Genomic DNA, 22,633 nt, shown 5'->3' with positions numbered 1-22,633 from the left:
GAAGTACGCACCCTGCGCTTAGCGTGACGCGCATGGGTGCAGCAGTGGAGCTCGAAGCGGGGGAGCGGACGGTACGGCTCTCCAGTCCCGACAAGATCTACTTTCCGGAGCGGGGCTTCACGAAGCTCGATCTCGCCCAGTACTACATCGCGGTCGGCGCGGGCATCACCCGCGCGCTGCGGGACCGGCCCACCACACTCCAGCGCTACCCGGACGGACTGGACGGCGAGTCCTTCTACCAGAAGCGCGCGCCGAAGAACCTCCCGGACTGGATCCCCACCGGCACCATCACCTTTCCCAGCGGCCGTACCGCTGACGAGATGTGCCCCACGGAGCCGGCCGCGGTGCTCTGGGCCGCGCAGTTCGCCACCTTCACCTTCCATCCCTGGCCGGTGCGCCGCCAGGACCCGGACCACCCCGACGAGCTGCGGATCGACCTCGACCCGCAGCCGGGGACCGACTTCACCGACGCCGTGCGCGCCGCCCACGAACTGCGCGCCGTACTCGACGATTTCGGCGGGCTGCGCGGCTGGCCCAAGACGTCCGGCGGCCGTGGACTCCACCTCTTCGTGCCCATCGAACCCCGGTGGACCTTCACCGAAGTGCGGCGGGCCGTCATCGCCTGCGGGCGCGAGCTGGAGCGACGCATGCCCGACCGGGTGACCACGGCCTGGTGGAAGGAGGAGCGGGGCGAGCGCATCTTCGTCGACTTCAACCAGACGGCCCGCGACCGCACCATCGCCTCCGCCTACTCGGTCCGCCCCCATCCCCGCGCTCAGGTCTCGGCGCCGCTGCGCTGGGACGAGGTCGACAGCGTGCGCCCCGCCGACTTCGACATCGCCTCCATGCGGGACCGCTACGCCGACCTCGGCGACGTGCACGCGGACATGGACGACCGCCGCTTCCGCCTCGACGCCCTGCTGGAACTGGCCGACCGGGACGAGCGGGACCGCGGCCTGGGCGACCTGCCGTATCCGCCCGAGTACCCGAAGATGCCGGGTGAGCCCAAGCGTGTGCAGCCGAGCCGTGCCCGGCACGACTCGGAGCACGACGCATGACCGGGACACGACGCAAGCGGGGCACGCGACGGGCGGCCCGGGCGGTACCTCAGCCGCGGGCCGTCATCGACGCGGTGTGCTCGCGCACCTGCTCCGGGGTGAGATAGGAGTCCGTGTACTCGAAGTCCCGCAGGGTGGCGGCCTTCTGCGACTGGAACCCGGTGCGCACGAAGTCGTCCCCGGCGACAGCGTTGATCAACCAGTTGGTCATCACCCGGGTCTTGGCGACATTGGTGCGCAGCGCCGACCAGTGGTAGCCGCGGGCCACGGCCTGTGCCGACAGACCGCGCAGCTCGATTCCGAGCGGCTTCGACACGGCGTCCCTGCCGCCCAGGTCGACCACGAGTCCCAGATCCTTGTGGACGTACGGCTGGAGCGGCTGGTGGCGCAGCGCGGCCACGATGTTGTCCGCGAGCTTGCGGCCCTGGCGCATCGAGTGCTGTGCGGTGGGCGGGCAGATGGCACCGTCGCCCTTGGCCAGGTCCGGCACGGCGGCGGCGTCGCCGAGGGCGTAGACCCCGTCGAGCCCCGGCACGTTCATCTCGGGTGTCACCGCGAGGCGTCCGCGTACCGTCTCGGCACCGAGTGTGCCGATCAGCGGACTCGCCGCGACACCCGCTGTCCAGATCAGAGTGCGGCACGGGAGGACCCGTCCGTCGGTGAAGGTCACCTTGTCCGCACCGGCCTCGGCGATCGACACCCCGAGCGAGACCTCGATGCCGCGACCGCGCAGGATCTCCAGCGCACTGCGCCCGAGTTTGTCGCCCAGCTCCGGCATCAGCTTCGGGGCGATGTCGATCAGATGCCATTTGACCAGCTTCGGATCGATGCGCGGATAGTGCTTCACGGCGTTCGTGGTGAGGCGCTGCAGGCAGGCGGCTGTCTCGGTGCCCGCGTAGCCGCCGCCGACCACCACGAACTGGAGCCGGGAGGCCCGCTCCGCCTCGTCGTGGCTGGCGTCCGCCAGGTCCAGCTGGGCGATCACATGGTCGCGGATGTACGCGGCCTCGGCGAGCGTCTTCATCCCGCGCGCGTTGTCGAGGAGGCCGGGGATGTCGAACGTACGGGTGATGCTGCCCGGCGAGAGCACGATCTGGTCGTAGCGCTCGTTGACGATCTCACCGGTGATCTTGCGGATGACGCAGACCTTCGCCTCGGTGTCGACCCCGATGGCCCCGCCGGGAATGATCCGCGTGCGGTGCTTCTGGCTCCGGCGCAGCGACACGGCCACCGACTGCGGGGTGAGGACGCCGGACGCGACCTGGGGCAGCAACGGCAGATAGAGCTGGTAGGAGAAGGGCGCCACAAGCGCGATCTCCGCCTCTCCCGGGGAGAGGCGCCGCTCCAGGCGGCGTACGCACTCCACTCCGGCGAAGCCGGCGCCCACTACGAGAATCCTGGGTCGTCCCACGGTGTTCGTCCCTTCTCAGGTCTGCTCGGTCGTCCCCCTCCCGCCTGCCCCGTGGGACGGGTGACGCCACGTGTGAATCGCGGCCCGACCGCTGCCTGGGTACAGCCCATCTTCGCGGGCCTGAGGAGAGTCCGCCTGCTGAACCCCGTGAAAGGGGCCGGCGGGGCGTTTCGGTGAGGCGGCCGTGCGGTTCGCCGGGGCGGCCTAGAGTGCTGTGCATGGGGGATTCCCGGCCGACATCGGCGTTCTACTCGGAGAACATCACACCTGCGGCCACCGACCGGCTGGTCGGGGCACTGGACGCACAGGCGGCGAGCGCGGGCGTGCGCCGACTGCGGGAGTGGGCGCACCACGCGCTGGCTGCCCGCCCCGGTGAGCGCGCACTCGACATCGGGGCCGGGACCGGTTCGGAGACCCAGGTGCTCGCGGCCGCGGTGGGCGATGGCGGGGCCGCGACCGGAGTGGAGCCGAACCCGGGGCTGCGGGCGGCCGCCGAGCAGCGTGCGGCCGAAGCACGGAGCAGCGCCCGCTTCGTGCCCGGCGACGCCTGCGCGCTCCCGGTGCAGGACGCCTGCATCGGCCTGGTCTGGTGCGAGCGGGTGTTCCAGCACCTCACGGAGCCGGACAGGGCGGCGGCGGAGATCGCCCGGGTGCTGCGGCCCGGTGGGCGTGTTGCCCTTCTCGACACCGACTGGGCCACGACGATCCTGCACCCCGGAGACCCGGAGGTGGTGGCGGTTCTCACCGGAGGCGCCCTCATGGCGGCGGCCAACCCGACCGCCGGGCGCAGGCTGGCCGGCCAGCTGGCAGCCGTGGGGCTGGAGATCGACGACCTCGGCTCGCAGGCGCTCATCCAGGACCGCCGTAAGGTCAGCTGGCCCGTCATCCGGATGCTCGGTGAGACGGCCGTGAAGCGCGAACTGATCACGGAGAAGCAGCGGGACGAGCTGTACGCGGATCTCACGACGGCCGCGGAGCACGGTGCGCTGCACATGTCCGTCACCATGTTCGGCGTCATCGCACACCGGCCGCTCTGACACCCGCCGCGCCGCTGCCCCGTCCCCTCCGCCGGTATCGTGCGGACCCATGACGACCGACACCGGCACCGTGAGGGGCCGCTCGCACGACCGGGCCGGTGCATCCCGGCGTACGACGAGTACCACCGTGGCCCGTACCGTCACCGATGTACTCCAGCCGCGTAACGTCCTGTTGGCCGGGATGCCCGGTATCGGCCTCGCGGCGGCGGGGGACTGGACCGGAATTCCCTGGGGACTGCTCGGCGCCCTCTGCGCCGGTCTGGTCCCCGCGGCGTTCATCGAGTGGGAGCGCCGGCGCGGCACCTGGGGCGACCGGCACGTGGTCGACCGCAGGCAGCGCGCCCCGATCTTCCTCGTCATCCTCGGCTCGGTCGGGACCGGCGCGGCCCTGATGATCGCGGGCGGCGCGCCCCGGGGCGTTCTGCTGGCCATGCTCGCCCTCTGGGCCATGACCGTCGTCCTCCTCGTGGTCAACACCGTATGGAAGATCAGCGTGGACTCGGCGGTGGCATCGGCGGTCGTCGCGATGCTGGCCGCCGTGCACGCGCCGTGGTGGATCGCCGGGTACGTCCTGGTGGCCGCCGTCTGCTGGTCCCGTGTCGCGCTCGCCTACCACTCCGTCGCACAGACGGTCGCGGGTGCCTCGCTCGGCGCGGCCACCGCCGCCGTTCTCGTCCTGGCGTAACGCGGTCCGCGCGGGATTCGGGGACCGTACGGACAAGGGGCGACCGGCGCGGCCGGGTCCGAACTCCCAGGCCCGAACTCCCCTCCACGGGAACCGTTTTGGAGATCCGGGGGCGGGCTCCGTACGATCCGGTGATGATCATGAGAAAACGGCTGGCGGCCGGGGTGTGCACACTCCTGGCTGCCCTGGTCGTCGGAACCTTCCCCACCGGCGCCGCCGCTGCCGATGAACCGTCCGGGAAACCATCGCCGAAGGTCGAGTTGGTACTCGACGTCAGTGGATCGATGCGGACGCGCGACATCGACGGCGGCTCGCGGATGACGGCGGCGAAGCAGGCGTTCAACGAAGTACTCGACACGGTGCCCGAGCAGGTGCAACTGGGCATACGCACGCTGGGTGCCAACTACCCCGGCAACGACCGCAAGACCGGGTGCAAGGACACCCGGCAGCTCTACCCGGTGGGACAGCTCGACCGGACCGAGGCCAAGACGGCGGTCGCCACGCTCGCGCCCACCGGCTGGACACCGATCGGACCGGCCCTCCAGGCGGCGGCCCGGGACCTCAAGGGCGGTGAAGCCACCCGGCGCATCGTCCTCATCAGCGACGGCGAGGACACCTGCGCGCCCCTCGACCCGTGCGTCGTGGCACGCGACATCGCGGCCCAGGGCATCCACCTCGTCATCGACACACTGGGCCTGGTGCCCGACGCCAAGACCCGCAAGCAGCTGACCTGCATCGCCGAGGCCACCGGTGGTACGTACACCTCTGTGCGCCACACCAATGAACTCTCCGGTCGCGTGACGCAGTTGGTGGACCGCGCGGCCGACCCGGTCGCCACACCCGTGGCCACCGAGGGCGCGGACAGCTGCACGAACGCCCCCCAGCTCAAGGCCGGGCTCTACAGCGACCGGGAGAGGTTCGCCGAGCACCGCTGGTACCGGGTGGACGTCCGACCCGGCCAGGAACTGCGCGCCTCCGTCAGCGTCGCCGCCGACCGGGCCGTCAACAACGACTACGGAGTACTGCTCCGGGCGCTGACCGTGCACGGGCGGGAGCTGGTACGGGGGCAGGAGTCGGGCACCGGGCGCACCGACGCCATCTCCACAGGCCTGCGTTATCCGAAGCCGCCCGCCGACTCGGACGACGCACAGACCGGGGCGGAGACCGTCTGCCTCCAGGTCAGCAACTCCTTCTCGGCACCGCCCGCGGTCAAGACCGCGCCCGGTCTGCCCGTCGAACTGAACATCGCCGTGGTGGACGCTCCCGACAAGGCATCAGACGTGGCCTCCTTCGGGCTCGGCCGCGGCTGGTGGCTGCTCGGCGTCCTCGCACTCACCGGGCTGGTCTCGGGCGTGCTGTGGGGATGGATCTCACGCCTGCGCTTCGCCGGGAGGACCAACTGATGCGGATCAACCGGATAGTCCCGCGCTCCGCCCTGGCCGGTCTGGCCGTTCTGGCCGGGCTGGCTCTCTTCGGCGGGGCGGGGACCGCCGCGGCCGACACCCCGTCCCCCTCCTCGTCCTCTTCGGCGGGCGGCAGCGACGCACCGTCCCAGGCGGGCACGGCATTCCGTACGGCGACCGCCGCCCGCCAGGGCCAGCACGCCACCGCGAGCGCCTCCACGGGCGACTACCTGTACTGGGTCTTCCCCGCCGACGCGGGCCAGTCGGCCACGGTCGACGCCACGGTGAAGCTGCCGGAGGCCTCCGCCCGCCACGGCGCCTCGACCTGGCAGCTCGATGTCTACGACGGGCTGCGCAGGCGGCAGTCGTGCCAGTACGGCAGCCAGACCCGGGTGGCGGCGGCGGACGCCGAGTCCGTCACCATGACCTGCCATCTGCGTACGGTCCGGTCCTGGGCAGAGCCGTGGGCCAACGACCCGCTGCCGGGCAGCTATTACATCCGGCTGACGGTCCTCGACCTGCCGCAGGAGGACCTCGGGCTGCCGGTGCGGGCCGAGGTCGTGGCCACATCGTCCGGCAGCGGCGGAGCACATGCCGTGGACGGTTCGCTCGCGTCCCCGCTGACGGCAGTCACCGCGCCGGACGCCTCATCAGCCACGCCGGCCCCGTCCGGCACCTCGGACACGGCGGGCGCGGCGACGCCCGCGGGTACCGCCGCCGGGCCGGAGGACGGCTGGTCGTCCGGATGGTGGTCCGACCGCTGGATCTGGACCGTGGGCGGCGGAATCCTGGGCGCGCTCGCAGGTGTCGCCGGGTACTCGATGGCACGCGGCCCCGGCCGGCTGTCCTACCGGCGCCCGCCGGGCGTCTGAGCCGGCGGGCCTCCCGCCCGGCGCGGTCCGTGCCGGGCGGGGACCGGCGTCGAGCGCGGCGGGCCGGTCCGCCCGCGCAGTCGGTTCCCGTCATTGCGGAACGCGTCGGCGTACCGCCCCGTGTCAGCCGGAGCGCCGTGCGAGCTCTGTGAGCACGGTGACCGCTTCCCCGGCCCGCTCCAGCGGCACAAACAGGTGGTCGTGGTGGAAACCGGCCACCACATTGCAGCTCAGCCCGTGCTCGGCGAGCTCCCGGGCCACAGCGGCGGTCAGTCCGACGGCCTCCAGCGCCGAGTGGACTCGCAGGGTGATCCAGCCCGCGGCATAGTCGTACGCCAGCCCGGCCGCGTCGGCATCCCCCTGCGGGACCACGAGAGTGAGGCCCTCCGGCTCCCGGACCGTGACCACGGGGTCCACTCCTGGGGGAACCGGCGCCGACGGGGCGAGGGCCGTGAAGACGTAGCAGCCGGGATTGAGTTCCGGCCGCATACCGCTCAGCAGTTTCCGCAGGTCTTTCTCACCGCTCATGAGGGCCAGGTTACGGGGAGGGGCGGCCCCCGGCAGCTGCCGGGGGCCCGCACCCAGCGCTACTCGGGCCAGGCGGAGTTCAGGATGATGTCCACGAAGTCCTGCCGGGTGAAGCCCGGCACGAAGTGGGCGAGCACGTCGTCGTTCATGGTGCCGAAGGTGGTGTCGGGCCGGTCCTTCATCCCGTCGGTGAAGGCCCGCAGGATGCGCTGCTTGAAGTCGGGCCGGTGGTGGGCGCCGGTGACCGCCTCGATCTGCCCGGCGGTGATCTCACCGAGGCCGAGACCGAGGACGTCCGTCTCCACGCCCGCGGTGACGAGAGCGATCTCCGGGTCGAGGTGCTCGGGGATACCGGGGGTGGTGTGCAGCGCGATGGCCAGCCAGACCGCGCGCGCCTCCGTCTCGCTGCGGCCGTGCTCCAGCAGGAAGTCCCGGGCGAGATCGGCCCCGTCCACCTCGAAGCGCTGGTCGGTGCGCCGGTAGCGCTCGGTCAGCCCCAGGTCGTGGAACATCGACCCGACATAGAGCAGCTCCGGGTCCGGGGTGAGCCCCCGCCGCATCCCCTTCAGCGAGCCGAAGAGGAACACCCGCCGTGAGTGGTCGAAGAGCAGCGGGCCGGCGGCCTCCCGGACCAGCTCGGTGGCCTCACGGGCCAGCGCGGTGTCGGGAATGGTGATCCCCGCGATCGTCTCGGTCATCGTGGTCTCCATCGGTGTCGGCCGCTTGCTTCGGTACCTATAGCGTGGGGCCGGCCAGGGGTGCCGCGCTCCCCGTGGTCGGCCACACTCCGCACGAATCCGGACGCAGACCCCTCCTGAGGAGCCGCTATGACCATCGCCGGGAGCTCCCGCCCGCACCGGGTGGGGGTCGTCGTCTTCGACGGGGTGAAACTCCTCGATGTCGCCGGTCCCAGCGAGGTCTTCAGCGAAGCGAACCAGCTGGGCGCCGACTACGCACTGGAACTGTGCGCCGTCGGCGGCGCCGAAGTGGTCTCGTCGACCGGGATGCGGATCCCGGTCGACGCCGACGCTGCGCAGACGGGTCTGGGCTACGACACCCTGCTGGTCATGGGCGGGGACGCGCTCCCGACGTACCCGATCGGCCACGCGCTGCGCGATGCCGTCGCCGCGCTGGCCGGCCGCTCCGGCCGGGTCTGCTCGATCTGCACGGGTGCCTTCATCCTGGCCGAGGCGGGCCTCCTGGACGGCCACCGTGCCACCACGCACTGGCGCCACACCGAACTGCTCCGCAGCGCCTATCCCGAGATCTCGGTGGAGCCCGATGCCATCTTCGTCCGGGACGGCACGACGTTCAGCTCGGCCGGTGTCACGGCCGGCATCGATCTGGCGCTGGCGCTGCTGGAGGACGATCACGGGGAGGACATGGCCCGGCAGGTGGCCCGGTCGCTGGTGGTGTTCCTCCAGCGGCCCGGCGACCAGTCGCAGTTCTCACCGGCCCTCCAGGGCCCCCGGCCACGGACGTCGGCGCTGCGTGCGGTCTTCGACGCGGTGCTCGCCGACCCGGCCGCCGGACACTCCATCGCGGAACTCGCGGCGCGGGCGGCCCTGAGCCCACGGCACCTGACCAGGCTCTTCCGCGAGGAGCTCGGCACCACACCCGCGCGCTACGTCGAGTCGGTGCGCTTCGACACCGCCAAACGGGCGCTGGACGCGGGCCACACGGTCGGTGAGGCCGCGGCGCGGGCCGGTTACCGGAGCGCGGAGACCCTGCGGAGGGCGTTCGTGTCGCGCCTCGGGGTGTCTCCGCGGACCTACCAGCAGCGCTTCCGGTCGGCGCAGCGGCGCGACGCGGAGCTGCCGGCCGGCCCGGGGCGTACCGAATCGGGGCGTGCCGTGGGCGGCTCGGCTCCTGTGGGCCCTGGGCGCCGCGGCTAGTGCTGCGGCTGGCAATCGTTGCCTGACGCGGCACTAGATCCCGTCGGCGGCAGCGTGGATCGCGGCCAGATCCAGCTTCTTCATGCCGAACACGGCCTTCATCGCCCGCTCACCGCGCGCCGGATCGGGATCATTGAGGATTTCGTGCATCCCGCTGGGCGCGACCTGCCAGGACACCCCGTACCTGTCCTTGAGCCAGCCGCACGGACCTTCCTGGCCGCCCTCGCTCAGCCTGGCCCAGTAGTAGTCGATCTCCTCCTGGTCGGCGCAGTTGACCAGCAGGGAGACGGCCTCGTCGAAGGTGAATTGGGGACCGCCGTTGATCGCGGTGTACTCCTGGCCGTCCAGGACGAAGTCGACGGTCAGCACGGTGCCCGCGGGCCGCGGGCCGGCCGCGGTGTAGTACGTGACGTTCTTGATCTCCGAACGGGGGAACACCGACACGTAGAACGCGGCGGCCTCCTCGCTCTCGGTGTCGAACCAGAGGTTCGGGGTGATCCGGGGCATGGGATTCTCCTGCGGTCGTCGTGTCGGCTCGGGCTTCTGTATCTGTACCGACTCTCGCGCCGACCGGAAGTCATCGCTGACGCTCAGGTCCGTACGGGGGATTCCGCCGGCAGCCAGGAGAGAACGAGGGCGCCCGCACCGAGGACCAGACCGGCCAGTACCAGCATGCTGGTGCCGAGCGAGTCGGTGAAGGCGGTGATCACGGCCCGGTGCAGCTCCGGGTCTGCGGTCATGCCCTCTGCGCCGGCCACCGTGGTGGGCGCGTCCGGGCCGCGCAGCCGTGCGGGCAGCCCGGCCGTGAAACCCGAGGTGATCAGGGTGCCGGTGAGGGCCACACCGAGTGCACTGCCCAGTTCGCGGGTGAGGCTCTGCAGCCCCGAGCCGAGACCTGCCCGGTCCGGTGGCAGGGCCGACATCAGGGTCTCGGAGAGCAGGGGCGTGGCCAGCCCGCACCCGGCGGCGGTCAGCCCGGCCCCGAGTGCGTACACCGGATAGGGGGTGTCGGGGCCGACCCGCGAGACGGTGCAGAGTCCGCCCGCCAGGACGAGCAGTCCGAGGCTGATGACGGTGCGGTTCTGAAGATGGCGGCGCAGCGCCGTCGCGCAGCGCGGGGCCAGCAGCAGCGCGGCAGCCATGGGCAGCAGGCGGACACCGGCCCCGAGGGCGGAGTAGCCCTTGACGTACTGGAGGTACTGGCCGTTCAGGTAGAACAGGCCGAACATGCCGAGGAACACGGACACCATGCCCACGGTGCCCGCTCGCACGGCCGGGCCGGCCAGCAGCCGGGGATCGAGGATCGGGTGTTCCGCACGCAGTTCGTGGACGGTCCACAGGGCCAGCAGGAGGACCGCGGCGGCGAAGGCGCCCAGAACCTGCGCGCTTGCCCAGCCCCGTTCCGGTCCGGAGACGACGGCGAAGAGCAGGGCCAGGAAGCCGACGGTCAGCAGCAGAGCGCTGACCGGGCCGACCGGGCGGGTGAGACGGGGAGACGTGGGGGCGACGACGGCGGCGAGCAGCAGGGCGACGAGCGCCAGGGGAGCCGCGTACAGGAACAGGGAGCGCCAGGATCCGCTCTGGATCGCCGCGCCGCCGCCGATGTTGCCGAGCACGGCGGCCAGTCCCGTCATGGACGCCCACAGCGCGATGAGGCGCGACCGCCGGTCGTCGGGGGCGCCGGTGACCATGAGCGCCAGGGTGGTGGGGAGGACCGCGGCGGCCCCCACACCGCTGAGCATCCGGCCGGCGATCAGCACGCCCACATCGGGTGCCGCGGCGGCGAGCACGCAGCCCAGGGTGAACAGGACCAGACCGGTGAGGAGCACGCCCTTGCGGCCCATGCGGTCGGCCACCGCGCCTGCGGGGACGACCAGACACGCGAAGACCGCCACATAGCCGTCGACCACCCAGAGGACGGCCGCCGCGGAGGGGTGCAGTGACCCGGCCGACAGTGAGGGGATGGCCAGATTGACGGCCGAGACCATGCCCACCACCAGGGTGACGCACAGGCACATGACGACGACGGTCGCGCGCGGTCCAGCTGTCCGGCGGCCGCTCGTACGGCTTGACGAAGGCCGGGACTGAGGCCGGACAGGCTCTGGAACGGCCGGGCGGCGGGGCACGGGACCTCCTGGTCGGCAGGCGCGGTCAAGCACCCGCGGGGCGGAGCGGACAGGGGAGGAGAGCAGCCGGAGCAGCGTCCGGCAGTGTCTACGGCAAGGAGTGCGGAGGCGGGCGGGGTCGGAAGGAGCAGCGAGAAGCCGACGCGTCAGCCGGCGGCCGGTCCGGTGCGGTGCAGATCGGCCCGGAGCGTGAGCCGGTCGCCGCGTACGGAGAGGAACTCCAAGTCCACGGGGCGCCCGTCCGCGAGTCTGCTGAGGCGCTCCACCGCGAACAGGGCGGTTCCCACCGGGGCTGCCAGGATCCGGGCGGTGTGCGGATCCGCGTTCACGGCCTGGACCGTCACCTCCGCGGCGCCCAGTCGCTGTCCACTGGACTGCTCGATCAGCGCGAACACGTCCTGGTTCTCCAGATCGAGGTCGAGCAGCGGCAGTCCGATGTCGACCGGCAGATAGGTGAGGTCCAGGGACAGCGGCATGCCGTCCAGGCGCCGCAGGCGCTCAAGACGGACCACCGGTTCGCCGTCCGGAACCGACAAACGGCGGGCCACCTGAGCGGGTGGGACGACCGTGCCGCTCGCCCTGACCTCGTTGTCGACCGTGCCGTGCGACTTCAGCGTCTCGGCCAGCCCGGCCAGCCGTTCCAGCGGATGGGAGTGCTTGCGGTTGAGCAGGACCGTCCCCACGCCCCGCCGGCGTTCGACAAGGCCCTCGTCCCGCAGGATCAGCAGGGCCTGGCGGACCGTGTTGCGGGAGACGGCGAAGTCCTTCGACAGCAGGCGCTCGTCCGGCAGGAATCCGGTGGGATACAGGCCCGCGGCGGCCTGCTGCCGCAGCACCTCGGCGACGTTGCGGGCCCGGTCCGCGCGCCGTGCGGGGGAGTGGGAGGAAGGGGCCGGCGACGTGTGCTCCATGGGCGCAGCTCCTGTTCTTCCCGCGTACCGCCACCTGTGCCGCGGCCCGGCAGTGCCGTTCACCACCGGTCGCCCAAGCTACGTCCAGAAGATTTCGCCCTTGTTACGCCACCTGCTTTGACCTGCGGTGATGCCTGGACCTGGGGTGATGTCCCACGGCGTCCGGGATCCGCCACCGGGCGGCGCTCCCGGACCGCTCTCGGCCGCCGGGCCGGGTTGGCTTGTTCTGGTTCCAGCGAGAGGCGAGGGACCGTTAAGAATCAAGGCCGTATCTCTTGTAATCACTTGCCACCCGCGCATCAATGAACCACGGCATCCGACGGCCCGTCAGATGACATTGCCACCGGACCGGTGCGGCCTCGTTCGGTCATCGGCGGAGAAGGCGGTCACTCATTCCCTCCTGGAAATGACCGGGAAAGCTGTCGGGAAATCGGCGAGCACCCGGAAGGGGAGGGCGACGGGTATCGGTACACCTGAAAGGTCAACTCATCCGAAGGAAGGAAGACTTATGAGGCACGGAAGCAGAAGCAGCAGAGCCGTCCTGCGCGCGGCAGTCGCTGTGGGAGCGGCGGCCGTGGTGGGCCTCGGCTTCACCTCATCCGCGACAGCCGTGACACCGCAGTCGGCGACCGCCACGTACGACTGCGGCGTCTGGGGCGGCGGTTCGGCCACGCTGACCGCCACCCAGAGCGGCACGGCGGCGACCATCACGCTGACCGCGGCAGTGACGACCCCCGTCCACGTCAACCAGAACTCGATGGCCGCGACCCTCACCCTCGCGAAGAACGGCAGCGGGACCACCGTGTTCTCCGGCACCAAGAACCCGGATCTCCCGGCCGGCTCCGCCGTCACCATCGGCCCGCTGACCGGGAGGGTCGCCGCGGGCGACAGCCTCGACTCGTACACCGGCGGCACAGCGCTGTCGATGACCATCTTCGGCGTGGCGGTCAGCTGCAACGCCACGACGGCACAGTCGCCCGGGCCGTTCGTTTTCTGAAGCCTGAGCCCCTGATCCCCTGAGCCTCTGAGACAGGTGATCAGCGCCTGAGCGTATGAGCAGGTCCCACGCGGGAGGCCCCCGGGTCCCGCTGACCGCCTGCCATTCCGCACCGCGCTCGGTGCGTTCAGGAATACCTTTGTCGTTTCGCCGGTTTGGTCCCGCCGATGTGGACGCCGGACATTATTCCCACCGGATTGCGCACCCCACTGTCCTCTCTTGTTCTCTCCTCCCGTTTCCTGTTCTCTCCGCCCGTTGATTTCTTCCTGTGTTCGACCGAGGTGAATCCGGCACGGGCATCCGTCCTGCCGCAGGCGAAATCCCGTAGGGCTTCTCCGCACTGTCGTGGGACGGCGCGAGCCCCGCGCGGCTCCGGGTAGTACGTTTCTGTGGACCCGGTCGTCCGGGCCGGTCCGCCGTATTCGCCGCTTTCACGGAGTCCCTGTGCCCCTTCAGCTGCCCAGCCGCGCCACCGTCCTCTTCCAGGGCGACAGCATCACCGACGCGGACCGCGTGATCCACCCCACGGACGAACTCGGCCACGGATACGCCGGGATGAGCGCCGAGCTGCTGCGGACGGCCCACCCGGACAGCGACTTCACCTTCGTCAACCGCGGCGTCAGCGGAAACCGCATCGCCGACCTCCGCGCCCGCTGGCACGAGGACGGCGTCGCACTCGACCCCGACCTGGTGTCCGTCATGATCGGGGTCAACGACACCTGGCGCCGGTACGAAGGCGGCGTCCTCACCACCACCGAGGCGTACGAGGACGACTACCGCCACATCCTGACGCGGATCAGGGAGAGCAGCGGCGCCCAACTCCTCCTCATCGAACCCTTCCTGGTCCCGGTGCGCCCCGAGCAGTGGGCCTGGCGGGAGGACCTCGACCCGCGGATCCACGTGGTGCGCAGGCTCGCCGAGGAGTTCGGCGCCGAACTCCTCGCGGCCGACGGCCTGCTCAACCAGGCCGCCCGGAGCGCGGGCGGCGCCGCCCATATCGCCGGGGACGGTGTGCACCCCACGCCGTTCGGCCACCGCGTGCTGGCCGAAGCCTGGGTGGAACTGGTCTCGGGCGGAGCCGTTCCCGGGCCGGCGGACGGCGCGACGGGCGGTGTCCTGGACGGCGCGGCGGCTCGCGTCACCGCTCCCGTCCTGGACCGCTGACCGCACTGACCAAGCCGTCCGACCCACTGGCCACACCGTGCGGCAATTTCCTGACTGCGGCGACGGCTGTAGTAACGCGTGGCACGCTGGGCACCCGTAGGTCACACAGCAGACGAGGAGACGTGTCACGTGCCGCAGAACCAGCCACCGGAGGCACGGCCCGTCCCGGCCGCGCTCTCCCAGGAGCACCGGCTCCGCAAGGACCTCGGATTCTGGGGCCTGACGGCGATCGGGTTCTCCAACATCCTCGGCTCCGGCTGGCTGTTCGCCGCCATGTACGCGGCCCAGACCGCGGGACCCGCCGCGCTGCTGTCCTGGATCGCCGCAGGCGCGCTGTGCGCCCTCGTCGCGCTGGTGATGGTCGAGCTCGGGGCGACCCGGCCGGAAGGCGGCGGCACCGTGCGCTGGCCGCTGTACGCCAGCGGACGGCTGGTCGGCACGGTGATCGGCTGGTCCGTTCTGCTGTCGGTCGGCGGCACGGCCGCCGAGATCAGCGCCATCATGCAGTACGCGGCGCACTACCTGCCCGGTCTCTACGACGGAGGCAGGCTCACCGCGACCGGCCTCGCCGTGGCCGCCGCGCTGAGCGTGCTGCTGACCGTGCTGAACTGGTTCGCAGTGCGCGTGTTCGCCCGGCTGAACAATCTGGTGTCGCTGCTCAAGGTCGTCATCCCCGTCGTCACCGTGATCGCCCTCTTCCTCTCGGGCACCCACTCCGGCCGCCTCACCGACCACGGCGGCTTCGCACCGTACGGCTACGCGGCATGCCTCACCGCTCTCGCGGGCGGCGGCATCGTCTACTCCGTGAACGGCTTCCAGGCGCCCCTCGACTTCTCCGGAGAGGCGCGCAACCCGCGCAGGACCGTACCCGCCGCCGTACTCACCGGGATCGCCCTGGCCGTCCTGGTCTACCTCGCGCTCCAGCTGGCGTTCCTCTTCACCGTCCCCGACTCCCTGCTGGGCCACGGCTGGCACGGCGTCAACTTCGAATCGCCCTTCGGCCAGCTGGCCCTGGTACTGAACCTGCACTGGCTCGCGACCCTGCTCTACGCGGACGCGGTGCTCTCGCCGGGCGGCTCGGCGTACGTCGGAGTGGCCATCGACGCCCGGCACACCTACGCGCTCGCCAAGAACGGCCTGCTGCCCCGCTTCTTCATGCGGATCGACCCCCGCTCCGGGATGGCGCACCGGGCGCTGCTGCTCAATCTCGCGGTCATCATCGTCTTCATGCTGCCGTTCGGCGGCTGGCAGGACATCGTCAGCGTCATGGGCGACATGTATCTGCTCACCTACGCGGCATCGGCGGTCGCCGTCGCGGTGTTCCGGGCGCACGACCGGGAGCGGGGAGTACCGCGGGCGGACGGCCAGGTGCCCGGAGTGCGCTGGATCGCGCCGGTCAGTTTCATGGTGGCCGGCGAGTTCGTCTTCTGGTCGGGCTGGCACGACCTGCGGCTCGCGCTGCCGCTGGTGCTCGTCGGTGTGCCGCTGTTCCTGATGCTGCGGCGCGGCACCGACGGCCCGTCCCCGCGCGACGAACTGCGGCAAGGCGCCTGGCTGGTCTTCTATCTGGCCGCACTGACCCTGCTGTCCTGGCTCGGGAGTTTCGGTGGATCCGGGCGGCTGCCGGCGCCGTACGACTCGGTGGTGGTGGCCGCCGTCTCGCTGGCCGTCTTCGGGTGGGCCGTCCGCTCGGGCGCCGGCCACCTCAGGGAGCGCCCGCGCACCCAGCCCGGGGGCGCGCCCGGGCTGCCCGATCCGAGCCGTCCCTGACCTGCTCGGATCCAGGAGAACCCGGCCGTGCGATGCTGGGGGCGTACCCGGACCCGGCCGGAGAACAGGGGAGTACGGCAGCGCGATGGCAGCAACACGGCGGACACGGACCGGAACCTGGGACCGCTACGCGGCATCCGACCCGGGATTCCTGCGACTGATGGCGGGGCTGCGGACCGTCGCGGCGATCGGGCTCGCGCTCATCGTGCTCTCGCTGCTCCACACGCCCGTCACGCTCCTGGTCGCGGGGGCGATGGCGGCCATGGTCTCCACCTTCGCGATCAGGGAGAAGGAGGTGCGCGGCCAGGCCATCACACTCGGCCTCGGCCTTCCCGTCGCCCTCACGTCGATGTCGCTGGGAGCGCTGCTCAACACCCGCATCATCGCCGGTGACATCTTCTTCGTCCTGCTGATCTTCGGCGCCGTCTACTCCCGGCGCTTCGGCGACCGCGGCACCGCGCTCGGGCTGATCGGGTTCCAGGTCTACTTCGTCTCGCTGTTCGTGCACGCCACGGTCGCCACCCTGCCCCCGCTGTACCTGACGCTGACCATCGCCTTCGCGAGCAGCGCGGTCGTACGGTTCGCCGTCGTGCCGGAGACACCCGAGCGCACCCTCGGCCGGCTGCGGGAGGCCTTCAGGGCGCGGCTCGCCCAGCTGGTGGCCACCCAGGCAGAGCTGCTGGACGCCACGCCCGGACAGCTCGACAAGATCCTCGACGATCTGCGCGGGCGCACCGCACGGCTGCACCAGACGGCGCTGATGATCCAGGGCCAGCTGGAGTCCGGTACGCGTGACCCGGCAACGGCAGCGCTGGTGCAGCGCAGGATCGCGGACGCGGAGATCGCCGCGGAGCGCCTCGGGATGCTGTTGCTCAACGCCCGCAGCGCGGAACGCGCGGACACCCTCACCCTGCACCTGCCGAACGCGCCGGTGCCGGCCGCCGCGAGCACGGCACAGTCGGGCAACGGCGCCGGAGGCACCGACGGGACGGACGAGATCACGGCCCTGCTGCGCCGGGACCTGAACGCGCTGCACCTGGTGGTGACCCGGCTGGCCCCCGACGAGCGCGGCACGGCCCTGGCCCATCTGCGCAACAGGCTGCTCGGCTACCGGGACGAGGAGAACCTGCCGCGGGCCTCGCTCGCCGTGCAGGACGTGTTCCGCGGACTCGGTGAGGCCGCGCGCTCCGTGCTCGGGCTGCGGCTGGCACTGGACGGGCCGCAGGACGAGTCGGACGACACTCCGGAAACCACCCGCTCGCGCGAGGAGTTCGAGGCCGAGGACGTGGCCATCGTCCGGGCCGAGGAGACCGATGAGGACCTCACCGGTCTGCAGCGGCGCACCACCAGGGCGGCGTTCCAGGTCTCGGTCGGCTCGACCCTGGCCATCGTCGGCGGCGAGTTCCTGTCCAGCCAGCGCTGGTACTGGGCTGTACTGACCTGCTGGGTGGTCTTCCTCAACACCGCGTCCACCGGCGAGATCCTCGTCAAGGGCTACCGAAGGCTGCTCGGCACGGTCCTCGGCGTCGTGGCCGGTGTCGGTCTCGCGGGGCTCGTCGGCAACCACACCTGGACCGCGTTCGCCCTGGTCCTGCTCTTCATCTTCGGGATGTTCTTCACCGCGCCCCTGTCGTACGCGCTGATGTCCTTCTTCGTCACCGCGATGCTGGGACTGCTCTACACACTCCTCAACACCTACAGCTTGTCCGTGCTGGTGCTGCGGATCGAGGAGACGGCACTCGGTGCCGCCTGCGGGATCATCGCGGCCGTGCTGGTGCTTCCCGTGCACACCGACCGCCGTACCGACGAAGAGCTCAGTACGGTGCTGGCCCGGCTGCGGGACGTCGCATCGGCCGCCGTGTCCCAGCTCAGCGGTGGCCCGCCGGCCGACCTCCTGGACCTGGCCCGCGATCTGGACACGGCCCTGGACGACCTGCGCCGCTCCACCCAGCCGCTGACGCACCCGATCACCCCGCTGCGGGTGCGGAGGCAGACCGCCCGCTATCTGGTGGCCGTGCTGGAGACCTGCGCCTACCACGCCCGTTCGCTCGCCGCGACGGCCGAGCTGGTGCCGTACAGCAAGACCATCGCGGCCGACCCCCGGCTGGAGCGGTCCGGTGCGCGCATCGCGCACAACATCGATGTGATCGCGGCGCGGGTGGCGGACGAGGACTCCGAGGGCGAGGTCGAGTCCGGTGCCAGCATCGCCGCCATGCTGGAGAGCAGCTCATCCGAAGTGCTGCGGACGGGCACGGTCACCTACCGCGTGCTGCGCCATCTGCAGCGCCTCGACGAGGGCGTGGTCGGCGTCGCCCGCACCCTCGACGTTCCGGTCGCGGCCCGCGAGGAGCGCAAGGCGGCCTGACCGGGAGGCCCGTGCCGGGGGCCGCCGCGCAGCGCCAACCGTTCAGAGCGCGCAGCGGAACCCGCCGTGCCCGGTCGTGCTGTCGGGGGTGTTCGAGGTACGGGCGGCCACCCGGTAGCGGTTGCAGTACGAACGGTGGCAGAGGTACGAACCACCGCGCAGCACCCGGTTCTCACCGATGGGCGGCCCGGTGGGGTCGGTCCGTGTCTCCGGGCGGGCGGCGCTGTGCGAGTCGGGGCTGAAACGGTCGGCGCACCACTCCCGGACATTGCCCGACGTGTTGTGGAGCCCGTAGCCGTTGGGGGCGTACGCGGTGGCCGGGACGGTGCCGGCGGAGCCGCCCGCACACGTGTCGCGCACGGGGAAGTCGCCCTGCCAGATGTTGCAGCGGTGCCTGCCGTGCGGTGTCAGTTCGTCGCCCCACGGGAGGCGGGCTCCGGTGAGTCCGCCGCGGGCGGCCTTCTCCCACTCGGCCTCGGTGGGCAGCCGTTTGCCCGCCCAGCGGGCGTAGGCGTTCGCGTCGTTCCAGGACATGTGGACGACCGGGTGGCCCCGGCGGTCCCCGACCGATGAGCCGGGCCCCTCGGGGGCACGCCAGTACGCCCCGGCCACCGCCCGCCACCAGGGCGCTCCGGGGACGCTGCCCGGCAGCACCGCGTGACGCGCCGACGGGGCACGAAGGAGCCGAACACATAGGACCAGCCGATGAGTTCGGCCTCGGTGCGGTACCCGGTGGCCTTCACGAAGGCGGCGAACCTGCCGTTGGTGACACACGCCGCGTCGATGTGGAACGCGCCGACGGCCACCTCCCTGACCGGCCCCTCACCGTCGGCGGGGAACGCGTCGGCGTCGTCGCCGCCCATCAGGAACGGCCCGCCCGCGACGGGCACCATGCCGCGCAGTACATCGGCGGGACGGCGGTCCGGGACGGCGAAGTCCGCCGGGGGAGCGGACGGGCACGTCGTATCGGGGCCCCTGGCCGTTCCCCGCGCGGGCCCGCAGCACGGGCTCATCGGACGCCCGCCCCGTCCTCGGTGTCTGTCTCCGGGGCCGCTGCCGCGGACCGGGCGGCCCCGCTCCGGTCCTGGCCGGCCGTGCCGGGGACCGGCCGGTCGAGCAACTCGTCCGGGTCCTGGCCGGTGGTGCGCAGCAGCAGCGCCACACCGCCGAGCGCGGCCGCGTCGGCGCCGAGGGCCGAGCCGCACACGGTGATGGTGCGGGGAGCGGACGGCAGGGACAGGGTCGCCAACTGCTCCCGGATCGGGGTCAGTACCAGTGCGTCCAGGGCGGCCGGTTCGCCGTAGACCACGATGCACTCGGGGTCGACCTGAGCGGCGAGAGCGGCGAGGACCCGGCCCGCCGTGGTGGCGGCGCCACGCATCACGGCCGCCACGTCCGGCTGGCCCCCGGCGGCCTGCGCGATCAGCCCGGCGGCGTCCCCGACCGTCACACCGCGCTCCGCGCAGGCCGCCAGCAGCGCCGGAATCCGGATGACGCCCTCCAGACACCCCCGCCCGCCGCAGTGGCAGAGCGGTCCTTCGGGATCGCAGCTGGTGTGCCCGATCTCGCCGGCCGCGCCATGGGCACCGTGCACCAGTACCCCGTTCACCACGAGACCGCCACCGACCCCGTCCGACCAGGCGAGGAAGACGGTGTTGTCCTGTCCCCGGGCCGCGCCCCAGGTGACTTCGGCCAGTGCGGCGAGGCGTGAGTTGTTCTCCGTGACGACGGGAACTCCGAAGTGGCCGCCGAGCGCTGCGGCGACGTGCTGGGCGAACGGCGTCTTCCGGTGCGGGTCGCCGGACGCCGGGTTCTGGACGAATCCGGGCAGGCCGAGGCCGATTCCCTCGACCGGCGCGAGACTGATTGCCTCCCTGCGCACCAGTTCCCCGACCGCCGCGATCGCCTGCGCGGCGCGCTCGGCGGGAGTGCTGTCCAGGGGCAGCGGGGCGCTGAACCGGCCGACCACCTCATGGGCGCAGTTGGCGACGATCACATGGATCCGGTTGCGCTGGAGGTCGATACCGATCAGCTCGGCGCCGCGCGCGTTGAGTGAGATCTCCAGGGCCGGTCTGCCGCGTCCACGCGGCAGTTCGGAGTCGGCGGCGGGCTGCTCCACGACCGCCTTGCGCTCCAGCAGGTCGGAGACGATCGCGAACAGGGTGGTACGGGAGAGACCGGTCCGCGCCTTCAGCTCACCGCGGCTCAGCGCGCCAAAGCGGCGCAACTCGCCGAGGACGGCGGCTTCGTTGGCCCTGCGCAGGCGCTGCAAGGCATCGGTCGGTTCCGTCATGGACGCATGCTGCGCCGGTCAGCGAGTTTCCGTCAACGCGCCGGAAGAATTCACACGCAATTTATTCCCGAGGGTTGACGTAAAAAATTCGGCGTCCCTGCAGTTCCGGTCACTTGCCTGCCGTAGCTGGGTCCAGCGGCGCGGCTTCCTCGCGGGGGCGGCCGGACTGGCGGGGCCCGGCTCACCGAAGCGGGCCGCGAACTGGCCGGCGCACCCGAGGACCGCGTACTGCCGCCGCAGCTCCCAGTCGGGCCGGTCGGTGAGGCGGACGGCGGGGGCCAAGAACCGGCTCAACACCTATGTCCACCCGGCCGATTACCTGGGTCTCGGCGTCACCACGTACGACAGCGTACGGACCGTCCTGCGCCGCGAGGCCGTCAGACGCGGCATCCGGATCGAGACCGGCGGTCACGGCTACGACAGCTTCCTGCCGCCGGAGAAGTACCCGCAGTACTACACGTCCGGCGGCCCGCTCTTCGACATCTACAACCCCGAGGCCCTCGACACGTACATCGCCGCGGTTGTCGCCTTTCTGCGGGACCCGCCCGGAGATCACCGTCTTCGACTGCTGGCCGCCGGACGTCAGCCGGTTCCAGAAGGAGATCCTCGACCGGTACGGCAAACCGGCGAACGCCGAGTCGGTGGTCGTCAACAGGCTGGCCGAGACCCTCCGCACGGAACTGCCGGGGGTCCGCGTCGAGCGCATCGCCTACAACTCGACCATCCAGCCGCCCGACTCGGACTACGCGTCCGACCCCGCGGTCATCGTCGACTTCGCCCCGTACAGCCGCACCTACGACGGGCCGCTCGACGCCCCGGCGTAACCGCCAACGCGGGCTTCGCCAAGGCGCTGACCGCCTGGCGGACCGGCTTCCGCGGCTCGCTGGCGATGTACGAGTACTACCGGCGCTACCGCTGGCGGAGCCAGCCCGTGCACCCCCTCTCCACGATCACCGGCGATGTCCGCTTCGAGTCGCACCTCGGCGTCAACGGCATCGGCATGTACTGCGAACCCGGCGACTGGATCACCTACGAGCACGTGCAGAGCCTGTTCGCGGCGCTCGCCTGGGACAACGGGCTGGACGCCGCCTCCTACACGGACGGCTACCTCCAGGCGCGCTTCGGCCCCCGCGCGGCCGCCACCATGCGTGAGCACTACGAGCTCACCCGCACCGACCCCGACACCGTGGGCGCGGCCGAACTGCTCGACCGGTACGGCCGGGCCGGGGCACCGACGTCGCCCGCCCCGACCAGCGGATCGGACTCCTCCCGGCCGGCTCCGCCGAGCTGAACGCGGCCCGGGAGGCCTACCGGACCCTGCTCCTGGAGAACCGGTTCAACGGAGTCGTGCTGCCGAACGTCCAGACCTGCTTGCGCCGGTACGGTACGGACACCCCCTACGACAACGCGGGAGTCCGCCAGGAGGTCGTGGACAACTAAGCGTCCCCGGCAGCCGGATACGGGACTCCCGGGCTGCTGGCCCTGGAACGCGGGGGATCGGCCGTCACCTTGACGGTGGTGGCCCAGGACGTCGACTTCACCGGCCACACCGTGCGGTGGACCGCGTCGGGTCCCGACGGGCTCCGGCTGACGCCTGCGAGCGGGAGCCTGCGGGTCACCGGCACCAGGAGTGCTTCGGACCGGGTGTCCGTCGGCACCACTGCGGCCGCCTCCGCGGGGAGTCATCGGATCACTCTGGAGTTCCGGCGGGCCAACGGCACCCGGCTGACGCCGGCCCAGGTCGATCTCACCGTGGAGTGAGCAGTGGAGTGAGCAGACGGGACCGCTCGCCGTTCACCGTCGCACCGGGCCCGTTGTCAGTGGTGGCTGAGATGCTGAACCGCATGAACGGACAGACCTGGCGCCGGGTGTACGGCGCTGACCACGACGACCCCGACCCGGGCCCCCGGCCCGGCCGCGACTATCGGGAGCTGGTGGGCGGGCCGCTCGACGGTCTGCTGCTCGACGTCACCGGCTGGCCGGGCCCGCGGCTGGCGGACGGGGCGGCCCTCGCGACCGAGATCGGCTCGCACGGCCCCGGCGGCCACGCGCGGTACGGCCCGCGCGTGGCCGGGGCGCTGCTGTGGGACTGGCAGGGGGACACGCCATAGGCTGGGC

The 22,633-nt window shown here is 71.7% G+C and carries 21 protein-coding genes and 1 pseudogene; 14 read left to right on the top strand and 8 right to left on the bottom strand.

Features of this window, described 5'->3' with window-relative positions:
• Positions 1–32: 32 nt before the first annotated feature.
• Entirely contained in the window at positions 33–1,058 is a 1,026-nt protein-coding gene (gene ligD / locus OG285_RS00600) for a non-homologous end-joining DNA ligase (protein WP_371789789.1), read from the top strand.
• Positions 1,059–1,107: 49 nt separating this feature from the next.
• On the opposite strand, the gene OG285_RS00595 is transcribed toward ligD, so the two are convergent.
• Positions 1,108–2,469, bottom strand: coding sequence for an NAD(P)/FAD-dependent oxidoreductase (locus OG285_RS00595; RefSeq protein ID WP_356832921.1), 1,362 nt, complete (start codon positions 2,467–2,469; stop codon positions 1,108–1,110).
• 218 nt (positions 2,470–2,687) lie between these two features.
• On the opposite strand from OG285_RS00595, the gene OG285_RS00590 reads away from it, so the two are divergent.
• From OG285_RS00590 to OG285_RS00575, 4 genes are all read left to right on the top strand, one after another.
• Positions 2,688–3,506, top strand: coding sequence for a methyltransferase domain-containing protein (locus OG285_RS00590; RefSeq protein ID WP_371789788.1), 819 nt, complete (start codon positions 2,688–2,690; stop codon positions 3,504–3,506).
• Positions 3,507–3,555: 49 nt separating this feature from the next.
• A complete protein-coding gene (locus tag OG285_RS00585; RefSeq protein ID WP_371789787.1) occupies positions 3,556–4,191 on the top strand; it encodes a hypothetical protein in 636 nt (211 codons plus the stop codon).
• Between the two features lie 134 nt (positions 4,192–4,325).
• Complete coding sequence (locus OG285_RS00580) at positions 4,326–5,594, top strand: VWA domain-containing protein (RefSeq protein WP_371789786.1); 1,269 nt, start codon at positions 4,326–4,328, stop codon at positions 5,592–5,594.
• A complete protein-coding gene (locus tag OG285_RS00575; protein WP_371789785.1) occupies positions 5,594–6,466 on the top strand; it encodes a hypothetical protein in 873 nt (290 codons plus the stop codon). The genes OG285_RS00580 and OG285_RS00575 overlap by 1 nt, the downstream gene beginning before the upstream one ends.
• A 123-nt stretch (positions 6,467–6,589) precedes the next feature.
• Here OG285_RS00575 and OG285_RS00570 read toward each other — a convergent pair whose 3' ends face one another.
• Together OG285_RS00570 and OG285_RS00565 are read right to left on the bottom strand one after the other, a co-directional pair.
• Complete coding sequence (locus OG285_RS00570; RefSeq protein WP_356832930.1) at positions 6,590–6,994, bottom strand: ACT domain-containing protein; 405 nt, start codon at positions 6,992–6,994, stop codon at positions 6,590–6,592.
• Positions 6,995–7,053: 59 nt separating this feature from the next.
• Positions 7,054–7,692: an HD domain-containing protein gene (locus OG285_RS00565; protein ID WP_356832932.1), complete on the bottom strand. Its 639-nt coding sequence runs from the start codon at positions 7,690–7,692 to the stop codon at positions 7,054–7,056.
• 129 nt (positions 7,693–7,821) lie between these two features.
• On the opposite strand from OG285_RS00565, the gene OG285_RS00560 reads away from it, so the two are divergent.
• Entirely contained in the window at positions 7,822–8,889 is a 1,068-nt protein-coding gene (locus OG285_RS00560; RefSeq protein WP_371789784.1) for a GlxA family transcriptional regulator, read from the top strand.
• 33 nt (positions 8,890–8,922) lie between these two features.
• On the opposite strand, the gene OG285_RS00555 is transcribed toward OG285_RS00560, so the two are convergent.
• From OG285_RS00555 to OG285_RS00545, 3 genes are all read right to left on the bottom strand, one after another.
• Positions 8,923–9,396: a VOC family protein gene (locus tag OG285_RS00555; RefSeq protein ID WP_371789783.1), complete on the bottom strand. Its 474-nt coding sequence runs from the start codon at positions 9,394–9,396 to the stop codon at positions 8,923–8,925.
• A gap of 83 nt (positions 9,397–9,479) precedes the next feature.
• Entirely contained in the window at positions 9,480–10,907 is a 1,428-nt protein-coding gene (locus OG285_RS00550) for an MFS transporter (RefSeq protein WP_371789782.1), read from the bottom strand.
• Between the two features lie 254 nt (positions 10,908–11,161).
• Entirely contained in the window at positions 11,162–11,926 is a 765-nt protein-coding gene (locus tag OG285_RS00545; protein WP_356832940.1) for a GntR family transcriptional regulator, read from the bottom strand.
• A 508-nt stretch (positions 11,927–12,434) separates the two neighbouring features.
• On the opposite strand from OG285_RS00545, the gene OG285_RS00540 reads away from it, so the two are divergent.
• The 4 genes from OG285_RS00540 (at position 12,435) to OG285_RS00525 (ending at position 18,222) form a co-directional block, all read left to right on the top strand.
• Complete coding sequence (locus OG285_RS00540) at positions 12,435–12,923, top strand: hypothetical protein (RefSeq protein ID WP_356832942.1); 489 nt, start codon at positions 12,435–12,437, stop codon at positions 12,921–12,923.
• Between the two features lie 444 nt (positions 12,924–13,367).
• Entirely contained in the window at positions 13,368–14,087 is a 720-nt protein-coding gene (locus OG285_RS00535; RefSeq protein ID WP_356832944.1) for an SGNH/GDSL hydrolase family protein, read from the top strand.
• A 129-nt stretch (positions 14,088–14,216) separates the two neighbouring features.
• Positions 14,217–15,857 (top strand): APC family permease, encoded by a 1,641-nt coding sequence (locus tag OG285_RS00530; protein WP_356832946.1) that lies wholly within the window; start codon positions 14,217–14,219, stop codon positions 15,855–15,857.
• 85 nt (positions 15,858–15,942) lie between these two features.
• Positions 15,943–18,222: an FUSC family protein gene (locus OG285_RS00525; protein ID WP_356832948.1), complete on the top strand. Its 2,280-nt coding sequence runs from the start codon at positions 15,943–15,945 to the stop codon at positions 18,220–18,222.
• A gap of 42 nt (positions 18,223–18,264) precedes the next feature.
• Here the strand turns inward: OG285_RS00525 and OG285_RS00520 are convergent.
• Together OG285_RS00520 and OG285_RS00515 are read right to left on the bottom strand one after the other, a co-directional pair.
• Positions 18,265–19,235, bottom strand: a pseudogene (locus OG285_RS00520) (formylglycine-generating enzyme family protein).
• On the bottom strand, positions 19,232–20,515 hold the full coding sequence (locus OG285_RS00515; protein WP_371789781.1) for an ROK family transcriptional regulator: 1,284 nt from the start codon (positions 20,513–20,515) through the stop codon (positions 19,232–19,234). Before OG285_RS00515 ends, OG285_RS00520 begins: the two are co-directional and overlap by 4 nt.
• 521 nt (positions 20,516–21,036) lie before the next feature.
• Between OG285_RS00515 and OG285_RS00510 the strand changes: the two genes are divergently transcribed.
• The 4 genes from OG285_RS00510 to OG285_RS00495 all read left to right on the top strand — a co-directional run bounded on the left by OG285_RS00510 (position 21,037) and on the right by OG285_RS00495 (position 22,626).
• Entirely contained in the window at positions 21,037–21,339 is a 303-nt protein-coding gene (locus OG285_RS00510; RefSeq protein ID WP_371789780.1) for a hypothetical protein, read from the top strand.
• A 65-nt stretch (positions 21,340–21,404) separates the two neighbouring features.
• A complete protein-coding gene (locus OG285_RS00505) occupies positions 21,405–21,806 on the top strand; it encodes a hypothetical protein (RefSeq protein ID WP_371789779.1) in 402 nt (133 codons plus the stop codon).
• Positions 21,807–22,033: 227 nt separating this feature from the next.
• The gene (locus OG285_RS00500) at positions 22,034–22,276 is read left to right on the top strand and encodes a hypothetical protein (protein WP_371789778.1); all 243 of its coding nucleotides are present in this window, start codon (positions 22,034–22,036) and stop codon (positions 22,274–22,276) included.
• 83 nt (positions 22,277–22,359) lie between these two features.
• Positions 22,360–22,626 (top strand): hypothetical protein, encoded by a 267-nt coding sequence (locus tag OG285_RS00495; protein ID WP_356832952.1) that lies wholly within the window; start codon positions 22,360–22,362, stop codon positions 22,624–22,626.
• The last annotated feature ends 7 nt before the right edge of the window (positions 22,627–22,633 follow it).

Origin of the sequence: Streptomyces sp. NBC_01471, assembly GCF_041438865.1 — a bacterium.
Taxonomy (GTDB): Bacteria; Actinomycetota; Actinomycetes; order Streptomycetales; family Streptomycetaceae; genus Streptomyces.
This window is presented reverse-complemented; position numbering and strand designations above follow the sequence as displayed.